This window comes from Streptomyces sp. NPDC002055, from assembly GCF_040296705.1.
GTDB lineage: Bacteria > Actinomycetota > Actinomycetes > Streptomycetales > Streptomycetaceae > Streptomyces.
The window spans coordinates 1-23,131 of the sequence record NZ_JBEOXS010000041.1 but is presented as its reverse complement, the minus strand read 5'-3'; the positions used below and the strand labels follow the sequence as shown (position 1 = coordinate 23,131).

The 23,131-nt window shown below is 73.6% G+C and carries 19 protein-coding genes; 3 read left to right on the top strand and 16 right to left on the bottom strand.

All coding sequences use genetic code 11. The annotated features are described in order from the left end of the window. The first annotated feature begins 18 nt into the window (after positions 1-18). Both ABT112_RS23805 and ABT112_RS23800 read left to right on the top strand, forming a co-directional pair. Positions 19-792: a helix-turn-helix domain-containing protein gene (locus ABT112_RS23805; RefSeq protein ID WP_351512772.1), complete on the top strand. Its 774-nt coding sequence runs from the start codon at positions 19-21 to the stop codon at positions 790-792. Next, positions 779-1,246 (top strand): NUDIX hydrolase, encoded by a 468-nt coding sequence (locus ABT112_RS23800; protein ID WP_351512699.1) that lies wholly within the window; start codon positions 779-781, stop codon positions 1,244-1,246. The genes ABT112_RS23805 and ABT112_RS23800 overlap by 14 nt, the downstream gene beginning before the upstream one ends. On the opposite strand, the gene ABT112_RS23795 is transcribed toward ABT112_RS23800, so the two are convergent. The 8 genes from ABT112_RS23795 to ABT112_RS23760 all read right to left on the bottom strand — a co-directional run bounded on the left by ABT112_RS23795 (position 1,234) and on the right by ABT112_RS23760 (position 9,772). Beyond that, positions 1,234-1,800 carry an HD domain-containing protein gene (locus ABT112_RS23795; RefSeq protein ID WP_351512697.1) on the bottom strand — a complete coding sequence of 189 codons (567 nt, stop codon included), beginning with the start codon at positions 1,798-1,800 and terminating at the stop codon, positions 1,234-1,236. The genes ABT112_RS23800 and ABT112_RS23795 overlap by 13 nt on opposite strands. Before the next feature lie 168 nt (positions 1,801-1,968). Beyond that, a complete protein-coding gene (locus tag ABT112_RS23790) occupies positions 1,969-2,154 on the bottom strand; it encodes a hypothetical protein (RefSeq protein ID WP_351512695.1) in 186 nt (61 codons plus the stop codon). 66 nt (positions 2,155-2,220) lie between these two features. Next, a complete protein-coding gene (locus ABT112_RS23785) occupies positions 2,221-4,536 on the bottom strand; it encodes a xanthine dehydrogenase family protein molybdopterin-binding subunit (protein ID WP_351512693.1) in 2,316 nt (771 codons plus the stop codon). Next, positions 4,536-4,679 (bottom strand): hypothetical protein, encoded by a 144-nt coding sequence (locus tag ABT112_RS23780; RefSeq protein ID WP_351512691.1) that lies wholly within the window; start codon positions 4,677-4,679, stop codon positions 4,536-4,538. Before ABT112_RS23780 ends, ABT112_RS23785 begins: the two co-directional genes overlap by 1 nt. After that, on the bottom strand, positions 4,676-7,144 hold the full coding sequence (locus ABT112_RS23775) for a 2Fe-2S iron-sulfur cluster-binding protein (protein ID WP_351512689.1): 2,469 nt from the start codon (positions 7,142-7,144) through the stop codon (positions 4,676-4,678). The genes ABT112_RS23780 and ABT112_RS23775 overlap by 4 nt, the downstream gene beginning before the upstream one ends. Then, complete coding sequence (locus ABT112_RS23770) at positions 7,141-8,037, bottom strand: FAD binding domain-containing protein (RefSeq protein WP_351512687.1); 897 nt, start codon at positions 8,035-8,037, stop codon at positions 7,141-7,143. The genes ABT112_RS23775 and ABT112_RS23770 overlap by 4 nt, the downstream gene beginning before the upstream one ends. A gap of 833 nt (positions 8,038-8,870) precedes the next feature. Beyond that, positions 8,871-9,164, bottom strand: a complete 294-nt coding sequence (locus ABT112_RS23765) for a DUF3039 domain-containing protein (RefSeq protein WP_351512686.1) — start codon at positions 9,162-9,164, stop codon at positions 8,871-8,873. Between the two features lie 29 nt (positions 9,165-9,193). Further along, the gene (locus ABT112_RS23760) at positions 9,194-9,772 is read right to left on the bottom strand and encodes a YqgE/AlgH family protein (protein ID WP_351512685.1); all 579 of its coding nucleotides are present in this window, start codon (positions 9,770-9,772) and stop codon (positions 9,194-9,196) included. Positions 9,773-10,014: 242 nt separating this feature from the next. On the opposite strand from ABT112_RS23760, the gene murA reads away from it, so the two are divergent. Next, entirely contained in the window at positions 10,015-11,358 is a 1,344-nt protein-coding gene (gene murA, locus ABT112_RS23755) for a UDP-N-acetylglucosamine 1-carboxyvinyltransferase (RefSeq protein ID WP_351512683.1), read from the top strand. Between the two features lie 233 nt (positions 11,359-11,591). Here murA and ABT112_RS23750 read toward each other — a convergent pair whose 3' ends face one another. The 8 genes from ABT112_RS23750 to ABT112_RS23715 form a co-directional block, all read right to left on the bottom strand. Next, the gene (locus tag ABT112_RS23750) at positions 11,592-11,873 is read right to left on the bottom strand and encodes an HU family DNA-binding protein (protein WP_351512681.1); all 282 of its coding nucleotides are present in this window, start codon (positions 11,871-11,873) and stop codon (positions 11,592-11,594) included. Positions 11,874-12,207: 334 nt separating this feature from the next. Next, positions 12,208-13,644 (bottom strand): NAD-dependent malic enzyme, encoded by a 1,437-nt coding sequence (locus ABT112_RS23745; protein ID WP_351512679.1) that lies wholly within the window; start codon positions 13,642-13,644, stop codon positions 12,208-12,210. A gap of 419 nt (positions 13,645-14,063) precedes the next feature. Then, positions 14,064-16,619, bottom strand: a complete 2,556-nt coding sequence (locus tag ABT112_RS23740) for a HelD family protein (RefSeq protein WP_351512677.1) — start codon at positions 16,617-16,619, stop codon at positions 14,064-14,066. A gap of 208 nt (positions 16,620-16,827) precedes the next feature. Continuing rightward, positions 16,828-17,595, bottom strand: a complete 768-nt coding sequence (locus ABT112_RS23735) for a zf-HC2 domain-containing protein (RefSeq protein ID WP_351512675.1) — start codon at positions 17,593-17,595, stop codon at positions 16,828-16,830. Further along, positions 17,592-18,230, bottom strand: coding sequence for a sigma-70 family RNA polymerase sigma factor (locus ABT112_RS23730; RefSeq protein WP_432096284.1), 639 nt, complete (start codon positions 18,228-18,230; stop codon positions 17,592-17,594). Before ABT112_RS23730 ends, ABT112_RS23735 begins: the two co-directional genes overlap by 4 nt. Positions 18,231-19,047: 817 nt before the next feature. Further along, positions 19,048-20,211, bottom strand: coding sequence for a uroporphyrinogen-III synthase (locus tag ABT112_RS23725; protein ID WP_351512674.1), 1,164 nt, complete (start codon positions 20,209-20,211; stop codon positions 19,048-19,050). A gap of 179 nt (positions 20,212-20,390) precedes the next feature. Next, positions 20,391-21,764 (bottom strand): nitrate/nitrite transporter, encoded by a 1,374-nt coding sequence (locus tag ABT112_RS23720; protein WP_351512672.1) that lies wholly within the window; start codon positions 21,762-21,764, stop codon positions 20,391-20,393. A 103-nt stretch (positions 21,765-21,867) separates the two neighbouring features. Beyond that, positions 21,868-23,131 (bottom strand): acyltransferase family protein (locus ABT112_RS23715; protein ID WP_351512670.1); only part of this gene is annotated, 1,264 nt, incomplete at its 5' end.

Here is a 23,131-nt window from a genome sequence, read left to right as displayed (position 1 = left end):
ACCGCTTCGATGGCTGCTGTGAACGACCGACTGCGCACTGTGCTCGACCAACGTGGCGTCTCACCCGAGTCTCTCGCCGAGATATGCGAGGTGGACCCCAAGACGGTCAGCCGGTGGCTGGGCGGACGGATTCCCCATTCCCGGCACCGCTTCCGCGTCGCGCGACACCTGCGTGTGGAAGAGACCTTCCTCTGGCCCGAGTCGTCCAAGCGCCCCGGCCGACCGCGGGACGGGTTAGGCACCGAGCTGGTCGGCACCTACCAGAACCGGGCCAGCGTGCCCCGGGAGGTCTGGCTCGCCCTGCTGCGAGAGGCCCGGCACGAGATCAGCGTCCTCGTCTTCTCCGGCACCTTCTTCGCCCAGTCCAACCCCCACGTGGCCAAGATGCTCTGTGAACGCGCCGCCGAGGGAGTACGGGTGCGCCTGTGCTTCGGAGACCCGGACGGGCAGGCAGTCGCCGTCCGAGGTCGCGAGGAGGGAATCGGCGACACCCTCGCCGCCAAGATTCGCGCCTCGCTGACGTACTACCGGCCCCTGCTGGGCGAGGCCGGGTGCACGGTACGGCTACACGACACCACGCTCTACACGTCCATGTTCCGCTACGACGACAACCTGCTCGTCAACCCCCACATCTGGGGACAACCGGCCAGCGCCAACCCCCTCCTCCACCTCAAGAGGGCAGACGGCACGGGGTGGTTCGACAACTACGCTCAGAGCTTCGACGCCATCTGGGCCGCCGCGCGGCCGTGGGCACCCGACCAGGAGAGGACCGCCGATCATGGGCAGGACTGAGTACTACAACGACCCGACCGCCCCGAAGGCGAACACCCTCATCCCGGCCAGCAACCTCCTCGTCGTCGACGAGACCGACGCCATCCTCCTCCAGCGCCGCCGCGACACGGCACAGTGGGCACTCCCCGGCGGAGCCCAGGACATCGGCGAGACCGCGGCCGAGTGCGCCGTACGCGAGTGCCTGGAGGAGACCGGCATCATCGCGGAGATCACCGGCTTCCTCGGCGTCTACACCAACCCGAAGCACATCGTCGCCTACACCGATGGCGAGATCCGCCAGCAGTACGAGAACACCTACATCGGCCGCCCCGTCGGCGGAGCGCCCACGATCAACGACGAGGCAGACGGAGTCCGCTTCGTCCAACCGGCCGACCTGGACCACTACGACATCCACCCGAGCATGCGCCGGCAGATCGGCGACTACCTCGCCGGCACCTACCCCTACCTCGGCTGAGCCACCAGCGCGGCTTCAACCTTCTCGACCGAGGAGAAAATCTCCGGCGCCGCCCGCTGGATGAACCGCCCGACCACACCGTCCGGGCCGTAGCGGCCGACGATCTCTGCGACCCGCTCCCGTGCGGTGGTCCGGCCGCCGTCGGGCGTCGTGGTCATGTCGCAGTACACGAGGGCGTCCACCAGCAGCGGATCGTCCAACAACGGGAACTCCGTTGCCAGCTCCTCCCGCAGCCCGCGTTCTTCCGCCTCCAGCAGCGCGAACGAGTGGTTCGCGACCAGCCGGGTCAGCCGCGCATCGGCACGGTGCTCGTCCCTGAGGAAGCGCGCTCCGTCGAGCGGATGAAACCCGGTGATCGCCAAGCGTGGCGCGTAACCCACGTCATGCAGGGTCGCAGCCGCGGTCAGCAGGTTGGCATCCTTGTGCAAGAGGCGCCCGATCTCCTCCGCCCGGGCGGCGACTCCCTGACTGTGCGCCCACCGCCGAGGAAGCGCCTCACCGAGCTCCGCCTCCGCGATGCGCCCTGCCCAATACGGCGTCACCTGCGTCACCATGGGCAGCACCTCATCCCTGGGCGGCTTCCCGCCCGTCAGGAGCTTCTCCCAGCTTTCCTGGGCGTCACAGCACGCCTGCAGTCCACCACGGACACCAGGGCTCCCCGGGTCAACGCGGTGAGCTTGTCGGCGAACTCTGTATCCAAGTCATCGAGGGCGAAGGCCCCTTCAGCAGTCACCGGCCAGAAGGTAGTCGATGCCCTCAACGGTGTGCCAAACGTCCAGCTCGGCCATGCTCACGCTGTAGGCCTCCGCGCGCTCCCGAAGCTCCTCGTAGTCCATGTTCACCTCGGCGAGGAGCGCCGCGCGCTGGTCCCGTAGCTCCGTCGGAGTCCGGTGAATCACTGTCGGCACACTGCGCTCCCCACTTCCCATGAGGCTCAGTGAATCAGCCCGCACGCCGCCCCTGACGACACACAACTACTGCGGCGCAGCCGCCACCGCCGCCTGGGGGCGGATCGGGAGGCGGTTCACCGGGCGGCCGGTGGCCGCGCGGACCGCCGCCGCCACCGCCGCCGGGGCCGTGACCACCGGTACCGCGCTCGCCGCCTTCGCTCCGAACGGCGCCACCACGTCCCGCTCCTCGATCAGTTCGACGATCCGGATCTCCGGGGCGTCCAGCGAGGTCGGAAGGGCGTAGCCGGTGAGGTCCGGGTGGCGGACGACGCCGCGCGAGGTGCGCAGGTTCTCGGTCAGCGCCGCGCCCACGCCCTGGGTGATGCCGGCCTCGATCCGGGCCGCCAGCTGGCGCGGGTTGAGCACCCGGCCGACGTCCTGGGCCACGGCCATCTCCACGACGCGCACCGAGCCCAGCTCGATGTCCACGTCCACCACGGCCCGGATGGCGGCGAAGGCCATGCCGACGAACGCGTCGCCCTGGCCCGTCTCGTCCAGCGGCTCGGTCGGGTGCGGGCGGCACTGCGCGGTGGCCCACAGCTCCTTGCCGTCCAGCGTCTCCGCGACCGTGGTGCTGAGCACCCCGTCGTAGGAGGTGATCTTGCCGTCGGCGATGGTCAGGAGCTCGGTGGACATGCCGAACTTGTGGGCCAGCGGCTGCAGCAGCTGGGTGCGGACCATCTTCGCCGCGCGCTCGACCGCACCGCCCGACACCCAGGTGTGCCGGCCGTGGCAGGCCGGGCCGGCCGGCGGCTGGTCGGTGTCGACGGAGGCGACGTGCACCTCCTCGATGCCCAGCACCTCCTGGACGATCTGCCGGGCGAGGGTAGTGAAACCCTGGCCGGTCTCGACGGCCGCGCAGATCACGGTCGCCTCACCGCCGTTGACCTTCACCGTCGCGGTGGAGACCTCGTCGGTCCCCTCCGCGCCCAGCATGTGCACCATGCCCAGGGCGTAGCCGACGCCGCGCCGCACCGCGCCCGGCTCGCCCGCGCCCTCGGGGCCGCCCGGCAGCAGCCAGTCCTCCTCGGGGGCGTCCTTGGGCAGGGCGGGCAGCTCGGCGTCCCGTACCGCTTCGAGGAGTTCGGCCACCGGGGCGGGGCAGGTCACGGTCTGGCCGGTGGGCAGCAGGTCGCCGGTGGCCAGGACGTTCCGGAGCCGCAGCTCGACGGGGTCCATGCCCAGCTTGGTGGCGAGCTTGTCCATCTGGCCCTCGTACGCGGCGCACACCTGCAGGGCGCCCTCGCCGCGGACGTGGCCGGAGGGCGGGTTGTTGGTGCGCACGGCCCAGCCCTCGACGAACGCGTGCGGCACCACGTACGGGCCGGCGGCGAAGGCGACCGCCGCGGCCAGCGATTCGGAGGAGTCGTCGGCGTAGGCGCCCGCGTCGAGCAGGATCTGGGCCTCCACCTTGACGAGCCGGCCCTCGGCGTCGGCGTGGTGGCGGTAGCGCAGCAGCGTGGGGTGCCGGTGGGCGTGGCCGAGGAAGGACTCCTCGCGGGTCGCGGCCAGCTTCACCGGGCGGCCGGTGCGCAGCGCGAGCAGTCCCAGCGGCAGTTGCATGCCCGGGTCCTCGCGGTCGCCCATCGCGCCCGGCACACCGGTGACGACGACCTTCACCCGGTCCCGGTCGAGCCCGAAGCAGGCGGCGGCGAGGTCGCGGTCGGTGTGCGGGTCGGTGGAGGCGGTGTAGATCTCGACGCCGCCGTCCGGGCGCGGCACCGCGAGCCCGGCCTCGGCACCGATCGGCGCCGGGTCCTGACGACCGATCCGGTAGAGGCCCTCGACGACGACCTCCCCGCTCACGTCCGGGTCGCCGTAGCGCAGCGGGATGTGGCGGACCAGATTGCCGTCCGGGTGCAGCGGTTCGGCGGAGAACGCCCGCTCCGGGTCGGTGACCGGCTCCAGGACCTCGTACTCGACGGCGATGGCCGCGGCGGCGAGGCGCGCGGTGTCGGGGTGGTCGGCGGCGACGGCGGCGATCGGCTCGCCGTGGTGCCGGACCAGGTCCTTGGCGAAGACCGGCCGGTCGGCGATCTTCCGGCCGTGGCAGGCGTCGCCGGGCACGTCCTCGTGGGTGACGACGGCGTGCACGCCGGGCATCTCCGCGGCGCCCGAGGTGTCGATGCCGACGATGCGGGCGTGCGGGTGCGGGGACCGGAGCACGGCTGCCCACAGCAGGCCCTCCGCCCACAGGTCGGCCGCGTACGGGAAGGTGCCCGCGGTCTTGGCGAGCGCGTCGGCGGGCGGGAGGGACGCTCCGATGCCGTGCGCCGGGGGTTCGGGGGGCACCGGGGTGCCGCCGGCCGGTGTCGCGGTGGCCGCGTCGGGACCGGTCATCACGCTGCCTTTCCGCTGCCGCTGAAGGTCTGCTGGGGGCGGGCCGCCGTGCCGGGCGGAGCGATGGGGTCACCGGCCGCGGCGTGCGCGGGCCGGGTGAGCCCAAGAGTGAGGTTCCGCAGGCGGGCGCGCGGGGGGATCACGCGGTGCCTCCCGTCGAGGGGCCGGCGGCCCCACCGAACGGGCCCGTCTGGCGGGGGATCCGGGTGGTGTCGGTGTCGGCCGGCGGGCCGGGCGGAGTGCCCTCCGCGGCCTCGTCGGCCGGGCCGGCCGCCTCCGCCGCCTCGATCCGGTGCTCGACGACGTCGCGGACCGCGTCCAGGACGCCCCGGTAGCCGGAGCAGCGGCACAGGTTGCCGCAGATCGCCTGCCGGGTCTCCAGCTCGGTCGGCGCGTGGTTGCCCTCGAGCAGGTCGTGCACGGTCATGGCCAGGCCGGGCACGCAGAAGCCGCACTGCACGGCGCCCTTGGCGGCGAGCGCGCGCTGTACGTCGGAGGCCGCGCCGTCGGTGGCCAGCCCCTCGACGGTGCGGATCTCGGAGCCCGCGGCGGTCGCGGCGGGCACCAGGCAGGAGGCGACCAGCCGGCCGTCCACCTGCACGGAGCACGCCCCGCACTCGCCCTGCGAGCAGCCGTCCTTGGCCCCGGCGAGGCCGAGCCGCTCCCGCAGGACGTAGAGCAGCGACTCGCCGATCCAGGCCTCGGTGACGGGCCGGTCGGTGCCGTTGACCGTCAACAGGTAGGAGGCGTGCGGGTGTTCGCTGTGCGGGTCGTACGCCGCGGGCTCGTCCTGCGGTGCCGCGTCGGGTCCGGCGGCGTCCGGACCGGCCGGGTGGTCCGGGTCGCCCGACTCGCCCGCTCCGGCCGGGCCGCCGGCGGCGGCCACGGAGTCACCACCGGCAGCCGGTGCGCCACCGGGAACCGGCGCGGCGTCGACCGGCGCAGCGCCGGAGCCCGGAGCGGCATCGGATTCGGGTGCGGCATCGGATTCATGTGCGTCGCCGGAGACCGGTGCGGCGCCGGGAACCCGGGTGCCGTCGGGCACGGTGTCGCCCGGACCGGCCGGAGCGCGCCCGGCGGCCGGGTTCGCGGATCCGTGGCCCGGAGCGGCGCCCTCGGCATCGCGGTCCCCCGACCCGGCGGTGTCGGCGGCGGCCCCGGTGTCCGTCGACCGTGCGGCCGGTTCGGCGGCGGGCGCCACATCGTGGGCGGAGTCCGGTGCGTGGGTGTCCGATGCGTGGGTGTCCCGGGCGTGGGCGTCCGGTACGTGCGTGCCCGGGGCGTGCGTGCCCGGGGCGTGGGCCGCGTCCGGGGCGTGCGTGGGCTCCGGGGCGTGACCGGCGGCCGGGGCGTGACCGGCGGTCGGGGCGTGACCGGCGGTCGGCTCGTGCCCGGGAGCCGGATCCTGCCCGGGAGCCGGTGCGTCGGTCCGCGGAGCGGCGTCGGCGTGCTCCGGGTGGCCCGGGGCGGACCGGTGGCCGCCGTCGGCGTCCGGCCACGGGGCGCCGGCCGGCAGACCGCTGCCGTACGAGCCGCCGGAGGGCGCATCGGCGCCGAACCCGTCGCGCTGGCCCGGCAGTTCCACCTGCGGGGCGGCCGGCCAGGCGTCGCCCGCCCGGGGCTCCGGGGGCCTCGGACCGGCCGGCGCGCCGGTGCCGGGCCCCGCGGGGGCCGTGCCGCGCGCCTCCCAGTAGGCGCTGCCGTGGTCGTCGTACGGACGGCCGCCGTCGCCCGGGGAGCCGGGCGCGTCCGGCCCGGGGGCCGGGCCGTCCGCGGGCGCGCCGTCGGGACGGTAGGGGCCCGAGCCGTCCGGACGGTAGGTGCCCGCAGCGTCCCGGACCGCCGGGTCCGCGTCCCGGGGAACGGTCCAGTGACCGGTGTCCCGGCCGGCGGTGTTCCAGTGCCCGGAGCCACCGTCCGGCACCCCGGGGTACTGCCCGGGAGAAGCGGGGTGCTGCCCGGGAGAAACGGCGCCCGGGTGCGGCGCCCCGTGCTGCTCCTGGGGTGCGTAGTGCCACGGGGCGTCCGGCGCGGGGGCGGTGTCACCGCGTTCCGCGTCCCACCGGGTGTCGTTCGCGGCACCGGGGACGTGCCACTGGCCGGTGCCGCCCGCGCCGCCGGACTCCCGGAGCAGGTACTCGCCGGACTCGTCCGGGATGTCGTCGGCGGCCGGCGGGACCGTCCACGGGCCCGCGGATCCCTCGGCGTTCGGACCGGTCCAGCCGGTGTCGTGCGGGGCGCCGTGCGGGGGCCGCTGCTCGCCGGGCGCGGGCCAGTGGGTCTCCGGGGCCGGCTGGTGCGGTGCGGCGCCGTCGCCGAAGGGCATCGTCCACTGCCCGGCGCCGGGGTCGGCGTGCGGCGCCGGGTGCGCGGGCGCGCCGGAGTCACCGCCCGCCCCGGGCGTTATCGGCGGGGGGACGTAGCCATGGCCGGGCGCCGCCAACGGGTCGGTGCCCGGGGGCATGTCGATCATGTCGAGGAGGCCCTCCGGCAGTTGCACGAACGCCGTGGCCTCGATGTCGTACTCGCCCTGCGGCAGCGGCTGCCAGCCCTGCTGCGGGTCGGGGTCGTGCGGCTGCCCCGGCTGCCGCTGCTCCTCGGAACTCATGCGAGCGCCCTCCCCAGTGCTCGGCGGGCCAGTGCCGCCACCGTACGACGCAGATGCAGCACTCCCGGCGGCAGCGCCGGGGGGTCCGAGCCGTCCGCCGCCGGTGGCGGGTCGGGGATGCAGGCCGCGGCGACGTACTCGCCGAACGCCGTGCAGGCCTCGGGCGCCAGCGCGCGGTCGCCGTCCCAGTCGATGAGTCCGGCGACCCAGCGCTCGGCCTCCAGCGGGCGCAGCGGCATCGGGGCGACGGCGCCCACCGCGCAGCGCACCCCGCGGCGGGCGGGGTCCAGCACGACGGCGACGGAGGCGGTGGCCCGGCCCGGCCCGGTGCGGCCGGTCGCCTTGAGGAAGGTCTGCGGGGCGTGCAGCAGGGGCACCCGGACGAAGCCGACGAGCTCGGCGGGGCCGAGCATCTCCATCCCGGCGAGCAGATGGCTGACCGGGATCTCCCGCCGTGCGCGCTCCGGCCCCGCGATGATCAGCGTGGCCTCCAGGGCCGCGAGCACGGGCAGGGCGTCACCGGTCGGGGCGGCGGAGACGATGTTGCCGCCGAGGGTCCCGGCGTTGCGGATCTGCGGCGGACCGGCGGCGCGGGCCGCCGCGGCCAGTCCCGGGATCAGCGCCGCGAAGTCCGGGCGGCCCATACGGGCGTGGGTGAGTCCGGCGCCGAGCAGGGCGTGGCCGTCCTGGTACTGCCAGCCGCGGATCTCGCTGATCCGGCCGAGGCCGACCAGGGCCGCGGGGCGCAGCAGACCGGAGTTGACGGCCGCCATCAGGTCGGTGCCGCCCGCGACGGGTACGGCGGCGGGCATGGCGGACAGCGCCGCGACGGCCTCGTCCAGCGAGACCGGCAACGTCACCGTCTGCGCCGCATGCGGTGCGTGCGTGGTCAACCCAGCTGCCCCTTCCCGGTGTCCCGCCTGTTCGCCGTACGGTACGTGCTCACAGCCCGGACGTGGCAACTCTGGCACATGTTCACCGGTCCCCGACGCGAGGGTCCGCGAAGGGCGGTTCCGTACCGACCTGACCAATAGTCCGTTTTCTTCCCCTGTCACCCGTGCGTGCGCATTGCCATCTTCGGGGAACCTTGTACGACTTCCTCCGCGGCGCAGACAACGGTCCCAGGGGTCCGGCGCACGGACGACCACCTTCCGCTCCGGCTCACACGATCGGGGGCGCCCCCTCGATCGGGCGTCCGAGCACCCCGCCGCGGCGGTGCGGGACCACCCCGGCGGGAGCGCGGCCGGGGGAACGGATGCGCCGCGCCCGGGACGCCAAGTCGCCCACGGCGCGGGGCCCACCGCTGCACGGGGCCCACCGCTGCACGGGGCCCACCGCGGCGCGGGGCCCACCGCGGCGCGGCGCGGCGTCCGGCGGGACCGGCAGGGCACCGCGCGGCCCCGCGACCGAAGACAGAGGCGAAGGCAGACACGAGCGCGGAGCCGAAGGCAGGGCCCAGGACAGAAGCCGAGGGCGGAGCCGGGAACCCCCGCCCCTCCGGGCCCCGTTCACCGCCGGCCCCCACCCCCGGACCGGCCGGCGCACCGCGGGGCGACGGCACCCCGGCACCCCGGCACCCCGACACCCCGACACCGACGAACGACAGCACCCCGGCACCGACGGGAGACCGCACCGGGAACAGGAACGGCCCCCGGGCGCGCCTCAGCGCGTACCCGGGGGCCGTGGAAGCCCAGTTGCGTCCCGGCGTCCGCCGGGCGGGCGGCCGTTACTTCTTGTCGCCGCCCTTGCCGCCCTTGTCCTTGTCGCCACCGGCGCCCATGGACTCGTAGATCTCCTTGCACATCGGGCAGACCGGGTACTTCTTGGGGTCGCGCCCCGGGACCCAGACCTTGCCGCAGAGTGCGACGACGGGCGTGCCTTCCAGCGCGCTCGCCATGATCTTTTCCTTCTGGACGTAATGGGCGAAGCGCTCGTGGTCGCCGTCGCCGCTCGACACCTGCGGCGTCGGCTCCACGAGGGTGCCGGTCCCTGCCCCGCGCTCGGGCTCAAGAGTGCTCATATCGGCAAGGGTACTCAACGCGGCCCTGCTCAGTTGAGGCTCGGGTCGTCGGGGTAGGTCGCCACCATGGCGAGTTCGTTCCGCTGCCGCCGCAGCACCGCCCGCCACAACTGCTCGGGGTCCGGCGAGGACACGTCACCGGGCTCGGACTCCACCACGTACCAGGCGCCGTCGACCAGCTCCTCCTCCAGCTGGCCGGGCCCCCAGCCCGCGTAGCCGGCGAAGATCCGCAACGAGCCGACGGCCGCGGCCAGCAGCTCCGGGGGCGCCTCCAGGTCGACCAGCCCGATCGCCCCGTGCACCCGCCGCCAGCCCAGCGGCCCCTCCCCCACGACCGCTCCGGTCTCGCCGGGCACCACGGCCACGCCGAGCGCCGAGTCCAGCGACACCGGACCGCCCTGGAAGACCACGCCGGGATCCCCGGCCAGCTCGGCCCAGGACTCGAGGATGTCGCCGACCCCCACCGGTGTCGGCCGGTTCAGGACGACCCCCAGCGACCCCTCGTCGTCGTGGTCGAGGAGCAGCACCACCGCGCGGTCGAAGTTCGGGTCGGCCAGCGCCGGTGTCGCCACCAGCAGCCGTCCTGTGAGGGAGGACACCTCGGTCATGAGCACATGATCCCGCACGTTCGCCCCGCGCGGGGAGTCAACCGGGCTACGTGGCTGATGGCAGCACGGGGCGTACGGCGGCAGCGGGGGCGCGCCCGGTGACCCAGCGGCGCGAGCGGTGGACGGAGCGTGTTGTCACACGTTCATGACGTGACCGTGGCGTTCTCGCCCTTACGGGACAGGGGCACTCGGCCCTTACCATTTCCCTTTGGCCCCTGCCCGACTCCAGGAACGCGAGATCCATGACCGGCACCGACGATGTCCTGCTTGTCCACGGCGGCACCCCGCTCGAGGGCGAGATCCGTGTCCGCGGCGCGAAGAACCTCGTGCCGAAGGCCATGGTCGCCGCTCTGTTGGGAAGCGAGCCCAGTCGGCTGCGCAATGTGCCCGACATCCGCGACGTCCGCGTCGTCCGTGGGCTGCTCCAGCTGCACGGCGTCACCGTCCGGCCGGGTGACGAGTCCGGCGAGCTGATCCTCGACCCGTCCCGGGTGGAGAGCGCCAATGTCGCCGACATCGACGCCCACGCCGGCTCCTCCCGCATCCCGATCCTCTTCTGCGGCCCGCTGCTGCACCGGCTCGGCCACGCCTTCATCCCGGGCCTGGGCGGCTGCGACATCGGCGGCCGTCCGGTCGACTTCCACTTCGACGTGCTGCGCCAGTTCGGCGCGGTCATCGAGAAGCGGGCGGACGGCCAGTACCTGGAGGCTCCGCAGCGACTGCGCGGCACCAAGATCCGGCTGCCGTACCCGTCGGTCGGCTCGACCGAGCAGGTGCTGCTGACGGCCGTGCTGGCCGAGGGCGTCACCGAGCTGTCGAACGCCGCCGTGGAGCCGGAGATCGAGGACCTGATCTGCGTTCTGCAGAAAATGGGCGCGATCATCTCCATGGACACCGACCGCACCATCCGGATCACCGGTGTCGACAAGCTGGGCGGCTACAACCACCGCGCGCTCCCGGACCGCCTGGAGGCGGCCTCCTGGGCGAGCGCGGCGCTGGCCACCGAGGGCAACATCTACGTGCGCGGCGCGCAGCAGCGCTCGATGATGACCTTCCTCAACACCTTCCGGAAGGTCGGCGGCGCCTTCGAGATCGGCGACGAGGGCATCCGCTTCTGGCACCCGGGCGGCCCGCTGAACGCGATCGCGCTGGAGACCGACGTCCACCCCGGCTTCCAGACCGACTGGCAGCAGCCGCTGGTCGTCGCCCTGACCCAGGCGTCCGGGCTCTCCATCGTCCACGAGACGGTGTACGAGTCGCGGCTGGGCTTCACCTCCGCCCTGAACCAGATGGGCGCGCACATCCAGCTCTACCGCGAGTGCCTCGGCGGCTCGGCGTGCCGCTTCGGGCAGCGGAACTTCCTGCACTCGGCGGTCGTCTCCGGCCCGACCCGGCTCCAGGGCTCCGACCTGGTCATCCCGGACCTCCGCGGCGGCTTCTCGTACCTGATCGCGGCGCTGGCGGCGCAGGGCACCTCCCGGGTGCACGGCATCGACCTGATCAACCGCGGCTACGAGAACTTCATGAGCAAGCTGGTGGAGCTGGGCGCGAAGGTCGAGCTCCCGGGCGGCTCCACGGGCGCCTGAGCCCGCCGTCCGGCTGCCGGGCCGCCTCGGGCGCCCACGGGAGCCGGACGGGGCTCAGGGCCGTGATCAAGGCCCTGGCGCCGGTCGACGGAGGCGGCGGGCCCTGACGGGCCCCGCACCGGCCGGCGCCGCGGCACGCACGGCACGGCCCCGCACGCACGACGAGGCACCGCAGGCACGACGAAGGGCGGCCACCCCGGAAGGGGTGGCCGCCCTCTGTGTTGTCTGTGGCCTTACTTGCCCTTGGCGGCTTCCTTGAGCTTGGAGCCCGCGGAGACCTTCACGCTGTAACCGGCCGGGATCTGGATCGGGTCGCCGGTCTGCGGGTTACGCGCGGTGCGAGCGGCACGGTGGGTGCGCTCGAAAGTCAGGAAGCCGGGGATGGTGACCTTCTCGTCGCCCTTGGAGACGACCTCACCGATGGTCTCGGCGAGGGCGGCCAGGACGGCGTCCGCGTCCTTGCGGGTCACCTCGGCGCGCTCGGAAAGAGCGGCCACCAGCTCACTGCGGTTCATAGTTACTCCCGTGTTCTTCTTGCCATTGAGGCGTGAGATCGAAGCCGATGCTGCCAGGGCCCTCGGACAGTCCCCGGACCCGGGTCTGAAGCCAGACCCTCGCGCCCGCGATACGCATCCTGCCCCCACCTGAGGCGGGAAAGCCAATCCGGCACCCTCGAGAGTCACACGGAAGACGCCACTGCCTCACTTTGTGACGCTCCGTCCACTCCCGGCAGCGCACCGCAGGGCCTGGCTTCAGGGTGTGCGACCCTTTTCTGCCCCCGTCACCCTATGGGGGCCACGGCGGCCCGGAGTCACGCGACGCGCCGTGCCCGGGCCCGCCGGAACCGGCCTACTGCTCCCCGGTGACCCCGGTCACCGCCGGTCCCGACGCCTTGGCGGCGTCCCGGACGGCACCCGCGACCGCGCCCGCGACCTTGTCGTTGAAGACGCTGGGGATGATGTAGTTCGGGTTGATCTCGTCCTCGGTGACCACGTCGGCGAGCGCCGCGGCGGCCGCCAGCATCATCTCGGTGTTCACCGTGCGTGACTGCGCGTCGAGCAGGCCGCGGAAGACGCCCGGGAAGACGAGCACGTTGTTGATCTGGTTGGGGAAGTCGCTGCGGCCGGTGGCGACCACCGCGGCGGTCTGCCGGGCCACGGCCGGGTCCACCTCGGGGTCCGGGTTGGCGAGCGCGAAGACGATCGCGTCGTCCGCCATCGCGGCGACGTCCTCGCCCGCGAGCACGTTCGGCGCGGACACGCCGATGAAGACGTCCGCACCGGCCACGGCCTCCTTCAGGGTGCCGGTAATGCCCTCGGGGTTGGTGTTGTCGGCGATCCAGCGCAGCGGGGACTCCGGGTCGGCGGAGACCAGGTCGGGGCGCCCGGCGTGCACGACGCCGTGGATGTCGGCGACGACCGCGTGCCGCACCCCGGCGGCGATCAGCAGTTTCAGGATGGCCGTGCCCGCGGCGCCGGCTCCGGACATCACGACCCGCACGTCGCCGATGGCCTTGCCGACCACCCGCAGCGCGTTGGTGAGCGCGGCGAGCACGACGATGGCGGTGCCGTGCTGGTCGTCGTGGAAGACCGGGATGTCGAGGGCCTCGCGCAGCCGGGCCTCGATCTCGAAGCAGCGCGGCGCGGAGATGTCCTCCAGGTTGATGCCCGCGAAGCCGGGGGCGATGGCCTTGACGATCTCCACGATGGCGTCGCTGTCCTGGGTGTCCAGGCAGAGCGGCCAGGCGTCGATCCCGGCGAAGCGCTTGAAGAGGGCGGCCTTGCCCTCCATCACCGGCAGGGCGGCCTTGGGGCCGATGTTGCCCAGGCCCAGGACCGCCGAGCCGTCGGTGACGACGGCGACGGAGTTGCGCTTGATGGTGAGGCGGCGGGCGTCCTCGGGGTTCTCGGCGATGGCCATGCACACCCGGGCGACCCCCGGGGTGTAGATCATGGAGAGGTCGTCACGGTTGCGAATGGGATGCTTGGACGCCATCTCGATCTTGCCACCGAGGTGCATCAGGAAGGTACGGTCGGAGACCTTGCCCAGGTGGACACCCTCGATGCCGCGCAGCTTCTCGACGATCTCGTCGGCGTGCGCGGTGGAGGTGGCGCCGACGGTGACGTCTATCCGCAGCGTCTCGTGGCCGGAAGCGGTGACGTCGAGACCGATCACCGAGCCCCCGGAGGACTCCACGGCCGTGGTGAGCTGGCTGACGGCCGTGCCGCTCGCCGGTGCCTCCAGCCGGACGGTCATCGAGTAGGAGACGCTGGGCGCCGTTGCCATGGCGGACTTCCTCTGCTTTCCCTTGTTTCGCGTGACGCGCGACCACAGGGGATGCCGGGACGCGCCGTACGATCGTCGCACCTACCAGCCGGTACACGGTAACCAGCCATGGCGCTCCGGGCCCCGTACAGCGGGCCGGGAGGCGCCGGCCGCGCCGGGCCGGAGCGGCGCACGCACCCGCATCGGGCGCCCCCCGCACAGCACTTCGGGCGCCCCTCCGCGGAGAAGGGACGCCCGACGTGCGAACGAAGGTGGCACCGACCCGCCATGCTCGCCTCGCGGCAAGTGGTCGCTCGAAGCGACTAAGGTTGGGCCCGGGGGCTTGGATCGGGCCGGTGCCACACTCAGGCTAACAAAGAGCCCCGGAAAGTCATTCCTGGGCGGCCAGTTGGTCCGAAATCGACCCCGATCAGCCGACGTCAGTCCCGCAGCAGATCCGGCACCCCGTCCGCGTCCGGAGCGTCCCGTTCGCCGGAGAGCACCGTCAGCCGCTGGGTGGCCCGGGTCAGCGCCACGTACAGCACCCGCAGGCCGGCCGGGGACTCGTCCGCGATCTCCGCGGGCGAGACGACGACCGTGGCGTCGTACTCCAGGCCCTTCGCCTCCAGGCTGCCCAGGGGCACCACCCGTTCGCCGAGGCCCGCCAGCCACTGCCGGGCCTCCTCGCGCCGGTCCATGGCGACGACCACGCCGACGGTGCCGTCCACCTCGCCGAGCAGGCGTTCCGCCTCCTGGCGGACGGCCGCTCCGAGGGTGTCGGCGGCGTTCCGGTCCCGCTCGCGGGCGGGGGCGCCGGCCCGCGCGGGGTCGCCGACCGGGCCGCCGGTCGCCGCGGTGTCGTCCGCCGCGGCGCCGTCCGCCACGGTGTCGTTCACCGCGGTTTCGTTCACCACGGTTTCGTTCGGTCCGGTGCCGTCCGTCGCCGAGCCGCTCACCGCCGAGCCGTTCGCCGCCGGACCGTCCGTCGCCGGGCCCTTCGCCGCGACGGCGAAGCGGGGCACGGTGCCGGTGGAGCGGACCGCCGCCGGGGACTCCATGCCCGGCATGGCCAGGGCCAGCACCTTGGCCGCGACCTCGGCGATCTCCGCCGGGTTCCGGTAGTTGACGGTCAGGGTGAACCGGCGGCGCGGCCGGGCGCCCAGCGCCTCGTCCCGCGCCTCGGCGGCCTCGTCCGGGTCCGACCAGGAGCTCTGCGCGGGGTCGCCCACGACCGTCCAGGTGGCGTGCCGGCCGCGGCGGCCCACCAGCCGCCACTGCATGGGCGTGAGGTCCTGCGCCTCGTCGACGATGACATGGGCGTAGTCCGTCCGCTCCTCCTCCAGCCGCTCGGTGCGGCTGCGGCGGCCGGCGGTGCGGTCGGCGAAGGTGGTGACCTCGTCCAGACCGGTGAGCTGGTCGAGCGGGTCGGCCTCCCGCTTGCGGGGGCGGGCCGGGGCGCCGAGCAGGGTGTGCAGTTCGTCCAGCAGCGCCACGTCGTGCACGGAGAGAGCTCCCCGGCCGTCCGGGCCCAGCCGCCGCAGGGAGCGCGCCAGCCGGCGGGCCTCGCGCGGGGTCAGCACCCGGCGCGACCAGCGGGCGAGCCGCCGTTCGTCGGCCATCGCGGCGAGCACCCGGCGCGGGGTCAGCTCGGGCCACCAGGCGTCGAGGAAGTCGATGAAGTACGGCTCGCCCGCGATGTCGTCGTCGAACGCCTGCCGGGCCTCGGCCGCCAGCTCCGGGTCGCTGTACCGGCGGCCCGCGCCGGACTTCGCCCACAGGGCGTCCAGCACCAGCCGGCGGGCCCGCGGGCGCAGCAGGTTGACCGGCGCGGTGCCGCCGAGCGCCGTCCGGCGGATGTGCCCGAGGTCCTCCGGGCCGAGCTCGATGCGGCTGCCGAAGGCGACCACCCGGAGCTGCTCGGGGACGTCCGGCGGTGCGGTGCCGTCGGTGCCGGGGCGCGGCAGTTCCAGGGCGCCGCGGACCGCCTTGCGGAGCACCTTGACCATCCGGGAGGAGCCCTTGATCCGGGCCACCGCCGGTTCGTCGTAGGTGGTGGCCTCGGCCCCGTCGACGAGTGAGCCCACCGCGCGGATGGCGACCTGGCCCTCCTCGCCGAGGGACGGCAGCACGCCCTCGGTGTAGGCGACCAGCAGCGGGGTGGGGCTGACCACGAGGATGCCCCCGGCGTACCGGCGGCGGTCCTGGTAAAGGAGGTACGCGGCGCGGTGCAGCGCCACCGCGGTCTTGCCGGTGCCGGGGCCGCCGCCGACCTCGGTGACGGAGGCGGCGGGGGCCCGGATCACCTCGTCCTGTTCGGCCTGGATGGAGGAGACGATGTCCCGCATGGCGTGGCTGCGGGCCCGGCCGAGCGCCGCCATCAGCGCGCCGTCGCCCACCACGGGCAGTTCCCCGCCGTCGAGCGTGGCGGTCAGTTCGGGTCTGAGCAGGTCGTCCTCGACGCCGAGCACCCGGCGGCCCTTGCTGCGGATCACCCGGCGGCGCACCACCCGGCCGGGATCCTTGGGCGTCGAGCGGTAGAAGGGTGCGGCGGCGGGCGCGCGCCAGTCGATGACCAGCGGGGAGTAGTCGGCGTCGAGCACCCCGAGCCGGCCGATGTGCAGGGTCTCGGCGATGTGGCCGTACGACCCGGCCTCGTCGGTGCGCACGGCGTCCTCGGCGGGCTCCACCGAGGTGTAGGCGCCGTCCGGGCCGCGCTTGCCGTCCTTGCCCAGCAGCAGGTCGATCCGGCCGAAGAGGAAGTCCTCGAATTCGCTGTTCAGCCGGTTGAGGTGGACGCCGGCGCGGAACACCTGCGCGTCGCGCTCGGCGAGCGCCCCGGGCGTGCCGACCTGGCCGCGGCGAGCGGCGTCGTCCATCAGGAACTCGGCTTCGTGGATCTTCTCCTCGAGGCGCCGGTACACCTGGTCCAGATGTTCCTGCTCGACCCCGATCTCGCGGTCCCGAACCGAATCGACTGCGGCATCCTGCGCGGCCACCCGGATCCCCCTTCTGACGTGCTGGGCAGCCGTCAACCGTACGCCACGGGCGCGTGCGGCGCACGCCTGCCCGTCCGGGGCCGGGAGGGGGAGAGCGGAGCGGAAGGGCCCGGTCAGCGGGGTGCGCCGAGGAGCGGCCGGGCGGGAACGCCGTAGCGGGCCGCGCGGGCAGCCGGACGGCTGCGGACGCGGCCCGCCGGGGGTGCGATCAGGCGTTGATCGAGACGAGGCGCTTGCCCGAGAAGGTCCGGACCTCGAAGTGGTCGATGTCGTCACGGGACATCGCGGCACCGCCGTGGACGTACAGCGGCTTCTTGCCGACCTCGTGCTTGCTGCCCGGGATGCCGTAACCCCATCGGGGGACGCCCCAGGACGTGATGACCTCTTCCTCGCCGCTCTTGGACACGGCGATGAGGTTGCACCGCTCGGGGCCCTTCACGTTCTTCAGCTCCAGAACCGTGTGGGTGCCCCAGGCCTTCTTCTCGGTGCCGACCGTGGCAGCGATCTTGGTGCCGGGGTCGGTTCCCTTGACCTTGTCGGTCATGTGGTTGAAGAACGCGTCCTCCGCCGGGCTGGTGGAGTGCGCGTGCGGCAGGGCGACGTTGGAGCCGGTCTTCTCCGACGTCACCGCCGTGGCGACCACCGGTCCGCCGATGATCAGCGCGGCGGCCGCCGCGACCAGGTACAGGCCGCGGCGCCGGCGCTGAGTGCGCCGCACCGCCACCTCGTCGACCAGCCGGTCCAGCAGCTGCGGCGTCGGCTTGGCGTGGAGGGTCGCGGGATCGGGCACCGCGGAGGGAGTCTCGGCAAGCGTGGCGAGCAGCGGTTCGAGGCCCATGAACTCGTCGAGCTGCTGTGCGCAGGGCTCGCAGTAGGCCAGGTGGTCCTCGAATCGGGCCGCGTCCGCAGCGTCCAGCACGCCGAGCGCGTAGGCACCGACGGCCTCGTGCTCTGAATGGCGCTCGTACGCTGTCATGCCGTCACTCCTCGTTCCTCGAGCGCGAGCTTCATGGAGCGCAGCGCGTAGAAAACGCGGGATCTCACGGTCCCGCTGGGTATGCCGAGTTTTTCTGCCGCTTCATTGACGGTCCGACCCTTGAAGTATGTCTCGACGAGCGCTTCCCTATGCGCGTCACTCAGGTCACCCAAGGCATCCGAGAGCGTCATGAGTGACAGAGCCTTGTCAATCTCATCCTCCGCGGGCATGAGTTCCAGAGGTGACGGGTCGACCTCCTGCGGGCGCGCCTGACGGCTGCGGTGCCCGTCGATGACGATGCGCCGCGCGACGGTCACGAGCCACGGCCGCACCGAGCCGGTGGCCCGGTTCAGTTGGTCCGCGTTCCGCCATGCCCGCACCAGGGTTTCCTGGACGACGTCCTCCGCGCGGTGGCGGTCGCCCGCGACCAAGCGGAGGACGTAGGCGAGCAACGGACCTGCGTGCTCGCGGTAGAGGGCCCGCATGAGCTCCTCGTCCGGCACGGGGGTGCCGACTCGGGGCTTCTCGGCCCTATGGCGCGTTCTTGAAGGACGATGTTCGACCACGGCCGCATCCTTGCGCACCCGAACCTCCTGGTCGAGTCCCAGTTTTGGAGAAAGGCTGGGAACGGTCATTGACGGAAGTCACGAAGTGGGGCGGGGGTCCGCAGCCCTCGTCTGCGGCGGACCCCCGCCCGTCCTCGGAACCACTGGCGTGGGGGAACGGTCAGTGGCCCGAGGAGTTTCCGGAATCTCCGCCGCTCTGGCCCGAGTCCGGGAGACCGTGCTCGCGGACCGCCGTGCGGCGGGAGGCGGCAACGGCGGGGGCGGACACCGCGTGCGGTCGGGCGCGGTCGGACTGGCGCATGGGTGTTTCCCCCAAAGATCTGGTGGACGCAGGCTTTTCGCTGCTTCCCCCATGAGTACGCGCGGGGCTCTCGATCGACTCAACGCCGCGACAAAAAGTTTGCGGATCGCTCGGCGGACGGCGGGCGATACGGGGGCGGCGAAGCGACGGTTCACGGCCCGCGGCATGACGCGTCTCACACTCGGGAATTCCACGGGGCGCGGGAAGGAATCCGCTTCAATTCCGCAGAGTCGACACACCGGACACATTCCGCATCGCGGAGGAACCGCCAGGAATGGCCGGAGCGGTGAAGTCCGTTGGGGCTCAGCCCTGACGTTTCAGGATTCGCTGTTGCTCACCGCGGGACTTCTCCTGGCCGCCGATGGACCGATGGTGACCGCCGACGGATCGCCGACGGCACGGGCCGCCGGCCGGGAGGTCCGGGGCGAGCCCGCGGGAGGTCCGGAATCGAACCCCCGTAACGGGGTACCCCGACCGGGTCGCCCCCGCCCTGGGGACAGTGGGCCTCGCGCACTGGGGACAGCGAGCCCGCGCCCTCGTGACAGCGGCCTCGCACCCCGGGGCGGGAGGCCGCACCAACCGGGTCTACGCGTCCCCGTACTTGGTGTCCGCCGCCGGGTCGAGCGCCAGCCGGTAGCCCCGCTTGACCACGGTCTGGATGAGCTTCGGCGCGCCCAGCGCGGTCCGCAGCCGGGCCATCGCCGTCTCCACCGCGTGCTCGTCCCGGCCCGCCCCGGGCAGCGCCCGCAGCAGGTCCGCCCGCGACACCACCCAGCCGGGCCGCCGGGCCAGCGCCCGCAGCAGCGCCATGCCGGCGGGCGGCACCGACCGCAGCTCGCCGTCCACCAGCACCGCGTGCCCGCGGATCTCCACCTGGCGGCCGCCGACCACCAACGGTCGTACCCGCCCCGGGAGTTCGGCGCAGACCAGCTGGACGAGCGGTCCGAGCCGGAAGCGTTCGGGCTGTTCGGTGGGGATGTCGTGGGCCTGCAGCGGCAGCGCGGTCACCGGCCCGACGCAGGCCGGCAGCACATCGTGGCGCAGGGCCTCGACCAGCTCCGTCAGCAGTCCCCGCTCCCGCGCCCGGTCCAGCAGGGAGGCCGCCGCGGGTGCGCTGGTGAAGGTGACCGCGTCCAGGGAGCGGTGCACCGTGGCGTCGAGCAGCCGGTCCAGCGGGCCGATGTCCTCCGGCGGCATCCAGCGGTAGACGGGCACGCCTACGACCTCGGCGCCCCCGGCCCGCAGCGCCTCGATGAAGCCCGGCAGCGGCTCCCCGTGCAGTTGCAGCGCGATCCGGCGCCCCGCGACGCCCTGCTCCAGCAGCCGGTCGAGGACCTCGGCCATCGACTCCGAGGCGGGGGACCACTCCTCCGTGAGCCCCGCGGCCCGGATCGCGCCCTTCACCTTGGGCCCGCGGGCGAGGAGTTCCACCCCGCGCAGCCGCTCCAGGAGGGCGTCGCCGAGGCCCCAGCCGTCCGCGGCCTCGATCCAGCCGCGGAAGCCGATGGCGGTGGTCGCGACCACCACGTCCGGGCCACTGCCGATCAATTCCTTGGTGGCGGAGAGGAGTTCGGTGTCGTCGGGCAGCGGAACGATGCGCAGCGCCGGCGCGTGCATCACCTCGGCACCGCGGCGCTCCAGCAGCGCGCCCAGCTCCTCGGCGCGCCGGGCGGCGGTGACACCGACGGTGAATCCGGCGAGGGGCGGCGGAGCGCTGGCCCGCTCCGCCGCTTCTGTCTTCTCCTGCATGGCTCTCGTCCCGCTTCGCAAGGGTGGTGCGTGTGTGCCGGCGGGCCGTCCCGGGCCCGCCCGGCTCTTCCGGGTCCCCGGAATCCTGTCAACCGGCGGTGACGGGCGCGGTACTCCTGTGTTTCTCCGCTGTTACGGCGCCCACCGCCCCGGCCGTGCGTCCTGCCGAGGACCGGTTCTCAGACCTCAGCGTAGGCGGGCTCCGGCCGCGTCCGCTCGGCCGTCCGGGCCGTCGGCGCCGTGCGCCGGAGGTATACCGCCCAGGTCACGACGGAGCACAGGGCGTAACAGGCGAGGAAGGAGCAGAACGCCGGGGTGCCGCTGCCCGTGGCCTGGAAGGACTGGCGGAAGGCGAGGTTGATGGCGAGGCCGCCGAGCGCGCCGGCCGCGCCGATCAGCCCCATCGCGGCGCCGGAGAGCCGCCGCCCGTACGCCGCGGCCTCCTCCCCCGCCAGGCCGCGGGCGACCGCCTTCGCCTGGAAGATGCCGGGGATCATCTTGTAGGTGGAGCCGTTGCCGAGCCCGGACAGGACGAACAGGGCGATGAACCCGGCGAGGAACACCGGCAGCGACCGCGTCACCGAGGCCTGGACGACCACCAGGGTCGCGACGGCCATCGCGGCGAAGTTCCACAGGGTCACCCGGGCGCCGCCGATCCGGTCGGCGAGCCGGCCGCCGACGGGGCGGATCAGGGAGCCCAGCAGCGGGCCGATGAAGGTGAGGGAGGCGGCCTGGAGCGGGGTGCGGTCGAACTGGTTCTGCAGGACCAGGCCGAAGGCGAAGCTGTAGCCGATGAACGACCCGAAGGTGCCGAGGTAGAGCAGCGCCATGATCCAGGTGTGGGCGTCCCGGGCCGCTTCCCGGGCGGCCCCGGTGTCGTTCCGCACCGGCGCGAGGTTGTCCATCCGCAGGGCCGCCAGCACCGCCGCGATGACGATCAGCGGGATGTAGACGGCCAGCACCAGCCGGGGGTGGCCGGCCCCGGCCACGCCGATGACCAGCAGGGCGACCAGCTGGACGACCGGGACACCGATGTTGCCGCCGCCCGCGTTGAGCCCGAGCGCCCATCCCTTCTTCCGCAGCGGGTAGAAGCAGTTGATGTTGGTCATGGAGGAGGCGAAGTTGCCGCCGCCGACCCCGGTCATCGCCGCCACCACCAGGAACGTGGTGTACGAGGTGCCGGGGTGCATCACGGTCGCCGCGGCGGCCGTGGGCAGCAGCAGGAGCAGGGCGCTGACGACCGTCCAGTTGCGGCCGCCGAACCGGGCGACGGCGAAGGTGTACGGGACCCGGAGCACGGCGCCGACCACGGTGGGCACCGCCACCAGGAAGAACTTCCCGGCCGGGTCGACCCCGTACTCCGGGCCCATGAAGAGCACCATCACCGACCACAGGCTCCAGATCGAGAACCCGATGTGCTCGGAGAGGACCGAGAACGCCAGGTTGCGTCCGGCGATCCGTTTGCCCTCCCGTTCCCAGAAGGCGGTGTCCTCCGGGTCCCACTGCTCGATCCAGCGGCCTCCCTTACGGGCTGTGGTGCTCGGAGCGGTCATCACGCCTCCACGGGTGTCGGGGCTGAGCGGCAGTCACCGCCCGACGGTAGGGAGGCCGCGTTTCAGCGCCGTGGCGACAGGTGACGCGGACGAAACCTTGCTCTCACCCGCCGCCCGGCGGTGCTGTGAGTGCCCCCGTGCGCGCCCGGCCCGCCCGGCGGCGGCCGCCGCCGCTGGGCCACAGCCGCACCCGGCGCCCGGCCGCCAGGTCCTCCGCCCAGCCGAAGCCCAGCACGAGCAGCGCGATCAGCGGCCAGGCCAGCAGGAACATCAGCGCGGTGTCGGCGCTCTCCAGCAGGGCGGACCAACCCGGGCTGTCGGCCAGCCAGGGCACGTCCCACAGCAGGTCGATCATCGGCACGGTCGCCATGATCGCGACCTCGTGCCAGAGGTAGATCGTCACCGCCCGGTTGTTGGCCAGCGTGACCGGCTTGTCCAGCCGCCCCAGCCGGCCCGGCAGTTCCCGCCAGGACGGGGCGAAGCTCAGCAGCAGCGCGCAGAATCCGAACGACCACAGGGCCTGGGCCAGGGGGATGTCGTTGAGGTCCAGGCCGTCCTCGCCCGGATGCCCCGTGGCCCACCACAGCCCGAGCGCCATGAACACCGGTGCCAGCGACGGGACGAGATACGCCGGGATCCGCCGGAGCAGCCCGTCGTGGTGCGCGAAGCCGAGGATCCAGCAGGAGCCGTAGACCACGAAGTCGGTCACCGCCTCGCCGGTGGGGCCGGGGATCTCCACCAGCCCGGTGCCGAGGACCGCGGTGAGCCCGAGCGGGGCGAGCAGCGTGGGCCAGGGCAGCCGCCGGAACGCCCGCAGCAGGAGCGGGGACAGCACCACGAACCAGAAATAGGCCCGCAGATACCAGAGCGGCCCCGCGGCCTGCGACGCCCAGCCGTCCTCCAGGAGACCGTCCGGGCTGCCGAGGTGCCAGGGGTAGGGCGGGGTGCCGACCGGGACGATCCAGCACAGGACGCGCAGCCACCCCCAGCTCCCCTCCCCCTTCTCCGGATGCCAGCCGGCCAGGAACATGCCGCCGAGCGCCACCGCGCCGAACAGCCACAGCGGCGGCAGCAGGCGCCGGAGCCGGCCCCGCAGGACGCCGGGCGCCGGACGCTCCAGCGAACGGGCCATCAGCGATCCGGCCAGCGCGAACATCACGCCCATGGACGGGAACACCAGCGTCAGCCAGGCCCATTCGAAGGTGTGGTAGCCGACGACCCGGACGAGCGCCAGGGCGCGCAGCAGGTCCAGATAGCGGTCCCGGCCGGGCCGGCCGCCGTCCGGGGCGGCCGCGGGTGACGGCCGTGCCGTCGCGCTCCCCGGCGGCGAGCAGGGCGAGCAGGGCCCAGCCGGTCTGCGAGGCCGT